At 62.0% G+C, this 13,233-nt stretch carries 12 protein-coding genes; 9 read left to right on the top strand and 3 right to left on the bottom strand.

Translation table 11 applies throughout. The features are described from left to right. Window positions 1-226: 226 nt before the first annotated feature. From tauA to tauD, 4 genes are all read left to right on the top strand, one after another. Window positions 227-1,231 carry a taurine ABC transporter substrate-binding protein gene (tauA, locus tag HB675_RS11220; protein WP_213878379.1) on the top strand — a complete coding sequence of 335 codons (1,005 nt, stop codon included), beginning with the start codon at window positions 227-229 and terminating at the stop codon, window positions 1,229-1,231. A gap of 146 nt (window positions 1,232-1,377) precedes the next feature. Continuing rightward, the gene (gene tauB / locus HB675_RS11215; RefSeq protein WP_213878378.1) at window positions 1,378-2,169 is read left to right on the top strand and encodes a taurine ABC transporter ATP-binding subunit; all 792 of its coding nucleotides are present in this window, start codon (window positions 1,378-1,380) and stop codon (window positions 2,167-2,169) included. Next, window positions 2,166-2,999, top strand: a complete 834-nt coding sequence (gene tauC, locus HB675_RS11210; protein WP_213878377.1) for a taurine ABC transporter permease TauC — start codon at window positions 2,166-2,168, stop codon at window positions 2,997-2,999. Before tauB ends, tauC begins: the two co-directional genes overlap by 4 nt. Before the next feature lie 55 nt (window positions 3,000-3,054). Beyond that, window positions 3,055-3,888, top strand: coding sequence for a taurine dioxygenase (gene tauD, locus HB675_RS11205; RefSeq protein ID WP_213878376.1), 834 nt, complete (start codon window positions 3,055-3,057; stop codon window positions 3,886-3,888). Between the two features lie 120 nt (window positions 3,889-4,008). Here tauD and mgrA read toward each other — a convergent pair whose 3' ends face one another. The 3 genes from mgrA to epsC all read right to left on the bottom strand — a co-directional run bounded on the left by mgrA (window position 4,009) and on the right by epsC (window position 8,215). Continuing rightward, a complete protein-coding gene (mgrA, locus tag HB675_RS11200; protein WP_213878375.1) occupies window positions 4,009-5,046 on the bottom strand; it encodes an L-glyceraldehyde 3-phosphate reductase in 1,038 nt (345 codons plus the stop codon). A 112-nt stretch (window positions 5,047-5,158) separates the two neighbouring features. After that, the gene (betT, locus tag HB675_RS11195; RefSeq protein ID WP_213878591.1) at window positions 5,159-7,120 is read right to left on the bottom strand and encodes a choline BCCT transporter BetT; all 1,962 of its coding nucleotides are present in this window, start codon (window positions 7,118-7,120) and stop codon (window positions 5,159-5,161) included. Between the two features lie 129 nt (window positions 7,121-7,249). Beyond that, window positions 7,250-8,215: a serine O-acetyltransferase EpsC gene (gene epsC / locus HB675_RS11190; RefSeq protein WP_213878590.1), complete on the bottom strand. Its 966-nt coding sequence runs from the start codon at window positions 8,213-8,215 to the stop codon at window positions 7,250-7,252. A gap of 172 nt (window positions 8,216-8,387) precedes the next feature. On the opposite strand from epsC, the gene HB675_RS11185 reads away from it, so the two are divergent. The 5 genes from HB675_RS11185 (at window position 8,388) to HB675_RS11165 (ending at window position 13,233) form a co-directional block, all read left to right on the top strand. Then, entirely contained in the window at window positions 8,388-9,392 is a 1,005-nt protein-coding gene (locus HB675_RS11185) for a D-cysteine desulfhydrase (RefSeq protein ID WP_213878374.1), read from the top strand. Between the two features lie 98 nt (window positions 9,393-9,490). Continuing rightward, window positions 9,491-10,288: a cystine ABC transporter substrate-binding protein gene (gene tcyJ / locus HB675_RS11180; protein ID WP_213878373.1), complete on the top strand. Its 798-nt coding sequence runs from the start codon at window positions 9,491-9,493 to the stop codon at window positions 10,286-10,288. Further along, window positions 10,285-10,950, top strand: coding sequence for a cystine ABC transporter permease (gene tcyL / locus HB675_RS11175; protein ID WP_213878372.1), 666 nt, complete (start codon window positions 10,285-10,287; stop codon window positions 10,948-10,950). The genes tcyJ and tcyL overlap by 4 nt, the downstream gene beginning before the upstream one ends. A gap of 7 nt (window positions 10,951-10,957) precedes the next feature. Continuing rightward, window positions 10,958-11,707: an L-cystine ABC transporter ATP-binding protein TcyN gene (gene tcyN / locus HB675_RS11170; protein ID WP_213878371.1), complete on the top strand. Its 750-nt coding sequence runs from the start codon at window positions 10,958-10,960 to the stop codon at window positions 11,705-11,707. 317 nt (window positions 11,708-12,024) lie between these two features. Beyond that, window positions 12,025-13,233, top strand: coding sequence for an SfnB family sulfur acquisition oxidoreductase (locus HB675_RS11165; protein ID WP_256737520.1), 1,209 nt, complete (start codon window positions 12,025-12,027; stop codon window positions 13,231-13,233).

Below are 13,233 nucleotides of genomic sequence, written 5' to 3'. Positions count from 1 at the left end.
AATTCATGACAGGAAAAAGATTAGTTTCAGCGCAGCTTAGAAGATTTCGAAATATTAAATTGCTAGCACCAACCTGAGGAGATCTTTAAAAGACATAAATTCATAAGCTAATGCCTATAAATTATTTATTGGTCATTTTTTAGATCGTTTAGATTGGAAAAACCGGGCCTCCGGACGCCTTGCTTCCCACCTTTATTTAATCTTTGCAGCGCCTTTGAGGTGTTCCATGGCTATCGGCAGCATCTTTCATAACTCGAATTTCATGTTCAGGCTTTTTTCCGGGCTGACGGTGGCGGTAGCCTTGGCCGCCGCGCTACCCGCTCAAGCTGAAGACACCCTGCGCATCGGCTACCAGACCGGCATCGATCCGAGCAAAGTGCCCCAGGCCGACGGCGCCTACGACAAGGCGATTGGGCAAAAAATCGACTGGCGCCGCTTCAACGCCGGCCCGGAGGTGGTGGCGGCCCTGGCCTCAGGTGACCTGCAGATCGGCGACCTGGGTTCCAGCCCGCTGGCCGCTGCCACATCGCGCAAGCTGCCGCTGGTGACCTTCCTGGTCGCGGCGCAAATCAATTCGGCAGAGGCGCTGGTGGTGCGCAACGGCAGCGGCATCACCGACCCGCAGCAGCTGGTGGGCAAGACGATTGCCACGCCCTTTGTCTCGACGTCCCACTACAGCTTGTTGGGAGCGCTGAAGCACTGGGGGCTGGAAGGCAAGGTCAAGGTGGTCAACCTGAACCCGACCGAGATCGCCGCCGCGTGGAAACGTGGGGATATTGATGGCGCCTTCGTCTGGTCACCGGCCTTGGGCGAGATTCGCAAGACCGGCAAGACCTTGACCGACGCCGCACAGGTTGCCCAGTGGGGCGCGCCGACCTTCGAAGTCTGGGTCGCACGCAAGGACTACGCCGACAAGCACCCGGAGGTGATTGCCAAATTCGCCAAAATCACTCTGGATGCGTTCGCTGATTACGCAGCCCATAAAGACAGCTGGACCGCCGACTCGGTGCCCGTGCAAAAAATCGCCAAACTGACCGGCTCCAACGCCGCCGATGTACCGGAAATCCTCACCGGCTCGGCGTTTCCCGACGCCCAGGCACAAACCGCCCTGCTGGACGGTACACCGAAGGCGATCGCCAGGACGGCCGAGTTTCTGAAAGAGCAAGGCAAGATAGAAAGCGTGTTGCCGGATTATTCGCCGTATGTGAGCACCCGATTCGTGACCGAATAAGCGCAGGCTGCAACTGACCTGCAGGGCCTGGCTTGCTCGGGAACAACGCAACGCGGTTCCCCAGTTCAAACCGGAGCCCGCCGTTCCCGAGCAAGCTCGGTCCTGCAGGAGCCTCATTTTTTTATTGCCTCAAGCAGGAGTCTTTCATGGCCCAGCTACAACTCGACCGCATCAGCGCCCAATACCCAGGCGCTGCCGAGCCGGTACTGGCCGACATCTCCCTGACCCTCGGGCCACAACAGCTTCTGGTAGCACTGGGCCCCTCAGGCAGTGGCAAGACCTCCCTGCTCAATCTGATAGCCGGCTTCGTCAGCCCCAGCGCCGGGCGCATCACCCTGGACGGCGTGCCCGTGCAAGGTCCGAGTGCCGAACGCGGGGTGGTGTTCCAGGACGACGGCCTGCTGCCCTGGCAAGACGTCCTGGGCAATGTCGCCTTTGGCCTGGAGTTGGCAGGCGTGCCTCGCCCCCAGCGCGAAAAGCGCGCACAGGAAATGCTCGCGCTGGTGGACCTCGCAGACTTCGGCAACCGGCATGTCTGGCAATTGTCCGGCGGCCAGAAACAACGCGTAGGCCTGGCCCGCGCCCTCGCCGCCGACCCACGCCTGCTGTTGATGGACGAGCCCTTCGGCGCCCTTGACGCCTTCACTCGCGAACAGATGCAAGAGCTCTTGCTGCAGGTCTGGCAGCGCACCGCCAAACCGATCTTTCTCATCACCCATGACATCGAAGAGGCCGTGTTCCTGGCGACTGACCTGATCTTGCTGGCCCCCAACCCCGGGCACATCGAAGAGCGTCTGAGCCTGGACTTCGGCCAACGCTACAGCGCCGGGGAGTCGGCCCGGGCGATCAAGTCCGACCCCCGCTTCATCGAAACCCGCGAGCACGTGTTGGCCCGGGTGTTCTCCCAACGCAGCGCGTCGCGCCAGGAGCCCGCATGAGCAGCTACGAACTTCCCGTGGCAAAGACCGCCCAGGTACCGCCCAAGGTCGCCAGACCCCGGCAGATGAGTACCCGCTGGATCAGCACTTTGACGTTGCTCAGCGTGTTGGTGCTGTGGTGGGCAGTGACGGCCGCCGGTTTGATCGACCCGCTGTTTCTGCCCCCACCCGGCGCGGTGCTGCAGAAGGCCTGGCTGCTGGCGACCAAAGGCTACATGGACGTAACGCTATGGCAACACCTGGGTGCCAGCCTGCAACGGATCGGCCTGGCGCTGTTTTTCGCCGTGGTGCTGGCCATTCCCACCGGCATCGCCATCGGCACCAACCGCATTGCCCAGGGTATCTTCGACCCGCTGATCGAGATCTATCGACCGGTGCCGCCGTTGGCTTATCTGCCATTGATCGTAATCTGGTGCGGGATTGGCGAGCTGTCCAAAGTGCTGTTGATCTACCTGGCGATCTTTGCACCGATCGCCATTGCCACCGCCACGGGGGTGCGCAATGTCGACCCCACACGCCTGCGGGCCGCGCAATCGCTGGGGGCCACACGCACGCAGCTGATTCGCCACGTGATCCTGCCCAGCGCCCTGCCGGAAATCCTCACCGGCATTCGGATCGGGCTGGGGGTCGGCTGGTCCACCCTGGTGGCCGCCGAATTGATCGCCGCCACCAGCGGCCTGGGCTTCATGGTGCAATCGGCCGCGCAGTTCCTGGTGACCGACGTGGTGGTACTGGGCATCCTGATCATCGCGCTGATCGCCTTCAGCCTGGAAATGGGACTGCGCGTGCTGCAGCGCAAGCTGGTGCCTTGGCACGGCCAGAGCCACTGATTCACAATCGACCTTGACCACGCCGACAGTTCGGCGCTGCATTGAAGAGCCCAACATGAGTCTGACGATATCTGTGATCAGCCCTGCCCTCGGCGCTCGCGTCGACGGTGTGGACCTGAGTCGCGACCTGAGCGATGCCGAGCGCGACAGCGTCGAGCAGGCGCTGCTGGAACACCAGGTGCTGTTTTTCCGCAATCAGCCACTGACCCCGCGACAGCAGGCGCGTTTCGCCCATCGTTTTGGCGATCTGCACATTCACCCGATCTATCCCAATGTGCCGGACCAACCGGAAGTGCTGATCCTTGACACCGCCGTCACCGATGTCCGGGACAACGCCATCTGGCACACCGATGTGACGTTTCTGCCGACCCCGGCCATGGGCGCGGTGCTCAGTGCCAAGCAGGTCCCGCCCTATGGTGGCGATACCTTGTGGGCCAGCGGCATCGCTGCGTATGAAGCTCTGTCCGCGCCCCTGCGGCACCTGTTGGACGGTCTTACCGCCACCCACGATTTCACCCAATCCTTCCCGCTGCAGCGCTTCGGCAGCACTGCCGAAGACCTCGCTCGCTATGAGGCCACGCGCCGCCAGCATCCGCCGCTGTCCCACCCGGTGATCCGCACCCATCCAATCAGCGGGCGCAAGTGCCTGTTCGTCAGCGAAGGCTTCACCTCGCGCATCAACGAACTGGAAGCCAACGAAAGTGCGGCGATCCTCAAGCTGCTGTTCGCCCACAGCACTCGCCCGGAATTCACCGTGCGTTGGCAGTGGCAAGCCGGGGATGTGGCGTTCTGGGACAACCGCTGCACGCAGCACTACGCGGTGGACGACTACCGCCCGCAACGGCGCGTGATGCACCGGGCGACGGTGTTGGGAGACGCACCATTTTGAACCCGTGGGGGCGCGTTGCTCCGGCGCTCCGCAAGCCCGCGAGGGAAGCTACGCAGTCACCGCCGTGCAACGTTGTTCGCGGGCTTCGCACGCCCCCACAGAGGCGTCACCTGCGGGCAGCTACTCTGCCAACGACGGCTTCTCCCAAAGATTGATCCCGCCCTCCACCGCGAAGCGGTCGATCTCGGCCAGTTCTTCGTTGCTGAAGACCAGGTTGTCGAGGGCCCGGACGTTTTCGATGATCTGCTCCGGCCGGCTGGCGCCGATCAGGGCCGAGGTGACGCGCGGGTCGCGCAGAGTCCAGGCGAGGGCCATCTGGGCCAGGCTCTGGCCGCGTTTGCGGGCGATTTCATTGAGGGCGCGGATGTGCGCCAGGTTGCTTTCCGACAGGTGGGATTTGGGCAAAGAGCCACCCCCCGGACGGTTGACCCGTGACTGCTCCGGCACACCGTTAAGGTACTTGTCACTCAACAAGCCCTGAGCCAGCGCCGTGAACACAATCACCCCGGCACCCAGCTCATCGGTCACATCCAGCAGGTCTTTCTCGACCCAGCGGTTCAGCAGGTTGTAGGCCGGCTGATGAATCAACAGCGGCACTTTCCATTCCTTCAGGAACCGGGTGATCTCCCGGGTTTTCGCCCCGGAATAGGAAGAGATACCGATGTACAGTGCCTTGCCCTGCTGCACGGCGGTGGCCAATGCGCTGGCTGTTTCTTCCAGCGGTGTATCGGCGTCGAAGCGGTGGGAATAGAAGATGTCCACGTAATCCAGCCCCATGCGCTGCAGGCTCTGGTCCAGGCTCGCCAGCACGTATTTGCGCGACCCCCCACCCTGCCCATAGGGGCCCGGCCACATGTCCCAGCCGGCCTTGGTGGAAATGATCAGCTCGTCACGATACGGCTGGAAGTCTTCGCGCAGCAGTCGGCCGAAATTGACCTCGGCGCTGCCGTAGGGTGGGCCGTAGTTATTGGCCAGGTCGAAATGGTTGATGCCCAGGTCGAACGCCGTGCGCAGCATGGCCCGCTGGGTGTCGATCGGCGTGGCATCGCCGAAGTTGTGCCACAGGCCCATGGACAAGGCCGGCAGGACCAGGCCGCTGCGGCCGACGCGGCGGTAGGGAATGGATTCGTAACGGTTCTCGGCAGCGATATAGGTCATGGTCTTTCCTGTTCTCATTGACGTTGTTGTTGGATGTTGTTGAGGCGGGAAAGCGGGTGGCGGTTCCGATCAAGCCGTGATGGCCCCGCCCATCGGCGACTCTCTGCCCCGCCTATCGAACCATGTGCAAGAACTGCATATGCCGTTCGTACTGGTCGAGGATATCGTTGATCACCTGTTCCTTGTTATAGCCCACCAGATCGTAGTCCTGACTGCCTTCGGCCAGGTGCACTTCGGCCCGGTAGTAGCGGCGGTTCTTGAGCTCTTGGTTCCCCATGCCACCACGGGCGAAGGACGGTGTGAAGTAGCCGCGCATCTGCACCTGATAGATGAAGGGCCGCTCTTCACCGTGGCCGATTTCCAGGGTGACGTTGTCGTGGCCGCTGTCCTCCTGAGTGACCGCAGTCAGTCCCTTTTCGGCAAACACCGCCGTGACTTCGGCGATGGAAGGCCGCACCACGCTTTCCATGACGCGATAGACTTCATCGCGGGACGGGAAGCTTACTGCCTGGGTCAGGCGCTGGCGCCAGCCGCCACGGCCTCGTCGACTGCTCGCCACCGGCGCCAGCGAATACAGCTGAGCGATCTTGCGCTGGGATTCCATGTGAAAAGCCTTGTGCAGCCCCCACATCATCGCCAGCAGGATCAGCGAGAACGGCAGCGAGGTCAGCACCACCGCCGATTTCAGCGAATCAATGTTGCCTGCAAACAGTAGACCGCCGGTGATCAGCGCGGTCATCGCACCCCAGAATACCCGGAGCCACTTCGGCCCATCTTCGTCGGGGTTGCCACCCCGGGCGGACAAAGTCGAGAGCACCACGGTGCCGGAGTCTGCGGAGGTGACGAAGAAGACGAAGCTGATGAAAACGGTGACCGCGATCACCGTCTTGCTCCAGGGGTAGGTTTCCAGCAACAGGTACAAGGTCTTGGACGGGTCATCCAGCGCCGATTGTCCCAGCGCGGTCATTCCGTGGCCGAGCACCAGCTCGATGGCGCTGTTGCCGAAGATCGACATCCACGCCAAGGTAAAGCCCAGCGGAATCAGCAGCACGCCGAAGACGAATTCGCGGATGGTACGGCCACGGGAGATCCGGGCGATGAACAACCCGACAAAGGGTGCCCACGCGATCCACCAGGCCCAGTAGAACACCGTCCAATTGCCCAGCCAGTCGCTCTTGGGGTTGTAGGCATAGACGTCAAAGCTCTTGGTCGGCAAGGCGCCCAGATAGTCACCGATGTTCTGGATCAGGGTATTGAGCAGGTGCTGGGTAGGCCCGGCAAACAACACGAACAGCAACAAGGCACAGGCCAGCAGCATGTTGATGTCCGACATTACCCGCACGCCCTTGTCGACGCCCGCCACTGCCACGGCAATCGCGGCGCCCATCATCAGCACGATGAGGCCCATCTGCACCCAGTGGGTGTGGGGCATGCCGAACAGGTAGTCCAGGCCCGCATTCAGGTGCAGCACGCCAAAGCCCATGTCCGCGCCGAGGCCGAAGACCGTGGCGATGATACCGAAGCCGTCCACGGCGTAGCCGATAGGTCCGTTGATGCGCTTGCCGATCAGTGGGTACAGTGCCGATCGCAAAGCCAACGGCAGGTTGTGACGGTAGGCAAAATACGCCAGCGCCATGCCGACAAAGGCGAATACACCCCAGCCATGCAGCCCCCAATGCAGAAACACCAGCTGCATGGCTTGCCGCGCAGACGCCTCGGTGCCGCCCACGCCTTGCGGGGGATGCAGCGTGTGGGTCAGCGGCTCGGAGACGCAGAAGAAAAATAGCGTGATGCTGATGCCGGCAGCGAACAGCATGCCAGCCCAGGAGAGGTAGCTGAACTCGGGTTCGTCATGGTCGGCACCGAGTTTGATCTTGCCGTAACCGGACAAGGCGGTGGCCACCACGAAGACCAGGTACAGGGTCATGGCCAGCATGTAATACCAGCCCACGGTGTTGGCGGCCCAGGTCTGTGCGGCCGATAACCACTCGCCTGCCTGAACCGGAAAAGCGATCACTACGATACCGAAAACAAGGATAAAGCTCGCCGCGAAATAGAACACCGGCGCGTTCATACGGACGGCGCCGCTGGGAGTTGCACTCATCAGAAGCCTGCAGTTTTTGTTGAACAAGCGTTCAATTTAAACACGGAAAGCCCGACTGGCCTAATCGGGCCGATGAGTGCGGTGCGACAAATAGCCCCGTCAGACGGCGCTGCCATCATGCTGGGCGTTGGCCTGGGTGACGTTGCTGCCGGCCTCGACGCTGCGGGTCAGCCACACATTACCGCCGATGGTCGAGCCCTTGCCGATGGTGATGCGCCCCAGAATCGTTGCCCCTGCATAGACCACCACATCGTCTTCCACGATCGGGTGGCGCGGGTGGCCTTTGTGCAACGTCCCGGACTCATCGGCCGGGAAACGCTTGGCGCCCAGCGTCACCGCCTGATAGATACGCACCCGCTCGCCGATGATTGCCGTCTCGCCGATGACCACACCGGTCCCGTGGTCAATGAAGAAGCTCTGACCGATCTGTGCACCCGGGTGAATGTCGATGCCCGTGGCAGAATGAGCCAGCTCGGAACTGATCCGTGCCAACAGCGGCAGACCTGCACGGTACAAGTGATGGGCGAGTCGGTGATGGATGATTGCCAGCACGCCGGGATAGCACAGCAGCACCTCATCGACGCTGCGCGCAGCCGGATCGCCGTGGTAGGCGGCCAGTACGTCAGTGTCGAGCACGCGTCGCAGCTCCGGCAACGCGGCGGCGAACGCCTGAGTCAGGTGCATGGCATGAGTATCGACCTCCGCATAGTCGCAATTACCATTACGCGCGGCGTAGCGAAGCTCCAGGCGCGCCTGGATCAACAGCGCATTGAGCGCGGCATCCAGGGTGTGGCCCACATAGAAATCTTCGCTCTCTTCGCGCAAGTCCACCGGCCCCAGACGCATGGGGAACAGCGCGCCACAGAGCTGCTCGAGAATGCTCTTGATAGCCTCGCGGGACGGCAACTCGCGGCCGCCCTGCTGCCCACAGCTGCGGCCGTTTTGCCGGCGCCAATCGTCACGGGCCGAACGCAGCTGACCGACGATGGCCTGCAGCTGCCAATGGCCTTTGCGTGGTTGAGATATGTCGTTCACGGTCAACTCCTGCGTATCAACGGGCGGCATTGCGCCTGGCGGCGCACACGATACGGCAAATTCAGTGATGGCAAAAAGAACACTTTGCACAGTCACTCGTGCATCAGAGCATAAACGCAATGTCCGGGTTACGCCGGGGATGGGGGCGTCATGGATGAACTTGCTATAGTTGCCAGCGCACCTCCACCCATCGGATCGATCCATGCTCAGCCAATCCCTCGCCTGCTTCCCTCGTCTTGACCTCCTGTCCGGACCGACTGCCCTGCACAAGCTGGAACGCCTGTCGCAATGGGTCGGGCGGGACATCTATGTCAAACGCGACGACACCACGCCACTGGCGCTGGGCGGCAACAAGCTGCGCAAGCTGGAATACCTGGCGGCCGACGCTTTGGCCCAAGGCGCCGATACCCTGCTGACGGCCGGTGCCATTCAGTCCAACCATGTGCGCCAGACCGCCGCACTGGCCGCGCAACTGGGCCTGGGCTGCGTGGCCCTGCTGGAAAATCCCATTGGCACTCAGGACAGCAGCTACCTGAGCAACGGCAACCGTTTGTTGCTGGAGCTGTTCGGTACCCAGGTCGAGCGGGTCGACAACCTCGACAATGCCGACGCTCAGCTGGCCGCCGTGGCCACTCGCCTGAGCAATGAAGGCAAGCGGCCCTACGTCGTGCCCATCGGCGGCTCCAACGCCCTGGGTGCGCTGGGGTATGTTCGTGCAGGGCTGGAACTCGCCGAGCAGATGACCGCAACAGGGCTGAACTTCGCCGCCGTGATCCTGGCCTCAGGCAGCGCCGGCACCCACAGCGGCCTGGCCCTGGGCCTGAGTGAAAGCCAGGGTCAGGTCCCGGTGATTGGCGTCACCGTCTCGCGCCCGGAGTCGACCCAGCGGCCCAAGGTGGAAACTCTCGCCAAACATACGGCTGACCTGCTGGGCGTGCCGCTGCCCAGCGATTTCAGTGTCACGTTGTGGGACGAATACTATGGCCCGCGCTACGGCGAACCCAACGCCGGCACTGTATCTGCCGTCCGCCTGCTGGCCTCCCGCGAAGGCCTGCTGCTGGACCCGGTGTATACCGGCAAGGCCATGGCGGGACTGCTCGACGGCATAGAGCGTCAGCGTCTTGGCCAAGGCCCGGTAATCTTTTTACACACTGGCGGGGCTCCAGCGCTCTTCGCCTACCCGAATGCGTGGAATGGCTTGACATAATTGAATAAGAAGATTGTTTTTTAGTATTTTCAACTTTAAAAAAACTCGATTTATAGTGGCGCCGCTACGCCAACCGAACAACAGCACAGGGGCTGAACATGACATTTTCCGCATTACGTCGCCGTATTCTCGTTGGGGGCTTGGGCCTGGTATTGGGCGCGGCTGCGATCAGCCCGGCGATGGCCGGCGATCAACTGCAAAAAATCAAGGACGCCGGCACCCTCAGCGTTGGTCTCGAAGGGACTTACCCGCCGTTCAGCTTCCAGGACGAGAGCGGCAAGCTCACCGGATTCGAAGTCGAGTTCTCCGAAGCGCTGGCCAAGCAACTTGGGGTGAAGGTCAAGTTCCAGCCCACCAAATGGGACGGCATCCTCGCCTCACTAGAGTCCAAACGCCTGGACGTGGTGATCAACCAGGTGACCATCTCCGATGAGCGCAAGAAAAAGTACGATTTCTCCGAGCCCTACACCGTGTCGGGTATTCAGGCGCTGATCCCGAAGAAGAACGCCGGGCAGATTGCCAAGGCCGATGATCTGGCCGGCAAGAAAGTCGGCGTGGGCCTGGGCTCCAACTATGAACAATGGCTCAAGGATAACGAACCCAAAGCCATCATCAAGACCTACGACGATGACCCCACCAAGTATCAAGACCTGCGCATCGGCCGCATCGACGCCATCCTTGTCGACCGTCTGGCCGCCGTCGAGCTGATCAAGAAAACCAATGACACGCTGGTGCTGGCCGGTCCCGCGTTCTCCCGTCAGGAAGCCGGTGTGACGTTGCGCAAAGGCGAACCAGAACTGCTGGCAGCGATCAACCAGGCCATCGACAAACTGCGTGCGGACGGGACCCTGGCCGCGCTGTCCACCAAATACTTTGGCGCCGATATCACTCAATGATAGAGAACAGCCTGCAGCTGATGCTGGATTCGGCGCCCTTTCTGCTCAAGGGCGCCTGGTATACCGTGGTGCTGAGCCTGGGCGGCATGTTCTTCGGGCTTCTGCTGGGCTTCGGCCTGGCGTTGATGCGGCTGGCGCATTCGCGCGTGCTGCAGTGGACCGCACGGATTTACGTGTCGTTTTTCCGGGGTACACCGCTGCTGGTGCAGCTCTTTGTCATCTATTACGGGCTCCCGGAGTTGGGCATCGAGCTGGAGCCGCTGCCGGCGGCGCTGATCGGCTTCTCGCTGAACATGGGCGCTTATGCCTGTGAAATCCTGCGCGCCGCTATCAGCTCCATTGACCGCGGCCAGTGGGAAGCGGCAGCCAGCATCGGCATGACCCGGGCGCAGACCCTGCGCCGGGCGATCCTGCCCCAGGCGGCGCGCACCGCCCTGCCGCCACTGGGCAACAGCTTCATTTCGCTGGTCAAGGACACTGCGCTGGCGGCGACCATTCAAGTCCCGGAGCTGTTCCGTCAGGCGCAACTGATCACCGCTCGGACTTTCGAAATCTTTACCATGTACCTTGCGGCCGCCCTGATTTACTGGGTACTGGCCAGCCTGCTGTCGCACCTGCAGCATCGCCTTGAAGTGCGGGTCAACCGCCACGATATGGAGTGACCGCAGCATGATCGTGGTGGAAAAACTGACGAAAGCGTTTAACGGCAACACGGTGCTCAAGGGCATCGACCTGCGCATCGAGCCGGGTGAAGTGGTGGCTATCATCGGCCCCAGCGGTTCAGGCAAGACCACCTTCCTGCGTTGCCTCAACCTGCTGGAACCCCCCACCAGCGGCAGCCTGCAGGTGGGCGACATCCAGATCGATACCGGTCGCCCGTTGCTGCAGCAACAGAGTGCCATCCGGCAACTGCGCCAGCACGTAGGCTTTGTGTTCCAGAACTTCAACCTGTTCCCTCATCGCACCGCACTGGAGAATGTGGTGGAAGGCCCGATCGTGGTGAAAAAAGTACCCCGCGAGCAGGCGTTGGCACTGGGTCGCAAACTGCTGGCCAAGGTGGGCCTGGCGGGCAAGGAAGATGCCTATCCACGGCGCTTGTCCGGGGGTCAGCAACAGCGCGTGGCCATCGCTCGGGCACTGGCCATGGAGCCTGAGGTGATTCTGTTCGACGAGCCGACTTCGGCACTGGACCCGGAACTGGTAGGGGAAGTACTGGCCACCATTCGCGGACTGGCCGAGGAGCGGCGCACCATGGTGATCGTCACCCACGAGATGCAATTCGCTCGGGATGTGGCGAACCGGGTGGTGTTTTTCGATCAAGGGGTGATTGTCGAGCAGGGCGAAGCGAAGGCGTTGTTCGAGCATCCCCAGGAGGAGCGGACTCGGCAGTTCTTGAGCAAGTTTCTGGCGGATCGGTAGGTGCTGAGCGCTTGTGCCGGCCAATAAAAACCGCCTCTCGAAAGAGGCGGTTTTTATCTTTGCAAGCCGGCCAACCATCACGGCAAGTTCTGTTGGCGACGGAAATGACTCAACCGTCACATCCCCTTCTATCCATATACCTAAACGTTCCTGTTTATAATTTTCCTACACATTTAAGGTATATGCACCGGACCACCGGACCCACTTGAAGACAATCGCCGCGACACACGTGGCGTAGGTAATCTTGCGAGGACGTCATGGTCACAATCACCCCGGTGCTCAACGCCAGGGCAGCGCTGGCAAGCGAAGCCGACGGCATGCTGGACACAGCGCCCCTCCTGCTCCCGGCCAAGGTGCTCAAAAGCGACGAAGAAGCAGTGCAAGCCGCCCGTTGGCTGGCGCAATCCGCGCGCGAAGGGGCTGCCAAACGCGACCAGGAACGGCAGTTGCCGTGGCAAGCACTGGAAGGGTTCAGCCAAAGTGGCCTGGGCAGTATCCTCGTCCCCAAAGCCTTCGGCGGCCCGCAGGTCAGTTTTGCCACCGTCAGCGAAGTCTTTCGGATCATCTCCAGTGCCGACCCTGCCCTGGGCCAGATCCCGCAGAATCATTTCGCCATTCTTTCCATGCTCCAGGCCGCCGCCACGCCGCAACAGCAACATCTGCTGTTCCAGAGCGTGCTGGAGGGTGCCCGCATCGGCAATGGTGGCCCGGAACGCGGCAACAAGAACACCTTGGAACTCAAGGCCCGGATCGTGGCCGACGGCAATGGCTTTCGGGTCAGCGGGCAGAAGTTCTACTCCACCGGCGCGCTGTTCGCACACTGGGTCGCCGTCAAGGCAGAGGATGATAACGGTCGGACGGTCATGGCGTTCATCCGCCGCGGCAGTCCCGGACTGCGCATCGTCGATGACTGGTCCGGTTTCGGCCAACGCACCACCGCCAGCGGCACCGTATTGCTGGACCGGGTGCCGGTGCCGGCCGAGCAGGTGATCGATATCTGGCGGCTGGGCGAAACCCCGCATGTTCAGGGTGCGATCTCCCAACTGATTCAGGCCGCCATCGATGCCGGCATCGCCGAGGCCGCCATCGACGACACCCTTGAGTTCGTCCGCACGCGCTCGCGGCCCTGGGTCGATGCCAACGTCTCCCGCGCCAGCGACGATCCCTACGTCATTGCCGACATCGGCCGGCTCAAGCTGGAACTGCACGCCGCCCAGGCCCTGCTGCGCAAGGCCGCGAAAAGCGTGGATGCCGCCAGCGCCGGCCGAATCGATGCCGACGTCGCTGCCCAAACCTCCATTGCCGTGGCCGAAGCCAAGGTGCTGACCACCGAGATCGCGCTGCTGGCCAGCGAAAAGCTTTTCGAACTGGCCGGCAGCCGCGCCACCCTGGCCGAATTCAACCTCGATCGGCACTGGCGCAACGCCCGCGTCCATACCCTGCACGATCCCGTGCGCTGGAAGTACCACGCCGTCGGCGCCTGGTACCTGAACGGCAGCCACCCCGCACGACATTCATGGATCTGA

Origin of the sequence: Pseudomonas sp. dw_358, assembly GCF_018449655.1 — a bacterium.
Classification (GTDB): Bacteria; Pseudomonadota; Gammaproteobacteria; order Pseudomonadales; family Pseudomonadaceae; genus Aquipseudomonas.
The sequence above is the reverse complement of the archived record's forward strand: the minus strand, read 5'-3'. Positions and strand labels throughout refer to the sequence as shown.

Bases quoted from the DNA above. Each gene is read 5' to 3' on its own strand.
- tauA (WP_213878379.1), top strand. From the start codon at position 227: ATGGCTATCGGCAGCATCTTTCATAACTCGAATTTCATGTTCAGGCTT.
- tauB (WP_213878378.1), top strand. From the start codon at position 1,378: ATGGCCCAGCTACAACTCGACCGCATCAGCGCCCAATACCCAGGCGCT.
- tauC (WP_213878377.1), top strand. From the start codon at position 2,166: ATGAGCAGCTACGAACTTCCCGTGGCAAAGACCGCCCAGGTACCGCCC.
- tauD (WP_213878376.1), top strand. From the start codon at position 3,055: ATGAGTCTGACGATATCTGTGATCAGCCCTGCCCTCGGCGCTCGCGTC.
- mgrA (WP_213878375.1), bottom strand. From the start codon at position 5,046: ATGACCTATATCGCTGCCGAGAACCGTTACGAATCCATTCCCTACCGC.
- betT (WP_213878591.1), bottom strand. From the start codon at position 7,120: ATGAACGCGCCGGTGTTCTATTTCGCGGCGAGCTTTATCCTTGTTTTC.
- epsC (WP_213878590.1), bottom strand. From the start codon at position 8,215: ATGCCGCCCGTTGATACGCAGGAGTTGACCGTGAACGACATATCTCAA.
- HB675_RS11185 (WP_213878374.1), top strand. From the start codon at position 8,388: ATGCTCAGCCAATCCCTCGCCTGCTTCCCTCGTCTTGACCTCCTGTCC.
- tcyJ (WP_213878373.1), top strand. From the start codon at position 9,491: ATGACATTTTCCGCATTACGTCGCCGTATTCTCGTTGGGGGCTTGGGC.
- tcyL (WP_213878372.1), top strand. From the start codon at position 10,285: ATGATAGAGAACAGCCTGCAGCTGATGCTGGATTCGGCGCCCTTTCTG.
- tcyN (WP_213878371.1), top strand. From the start codon at position 10,958: ATGATCGTGGTGGAAAAACTGACGAAAGCGTTTAACGGCAACACGGTG.
- HB675_RS11165 (WP_256737520.1), top strand. From the start codon at position 12,025: ATGCTGGACACAGCGCCCCTCCTGCTCCCGGCCAAGGTGCTCAAAAGC.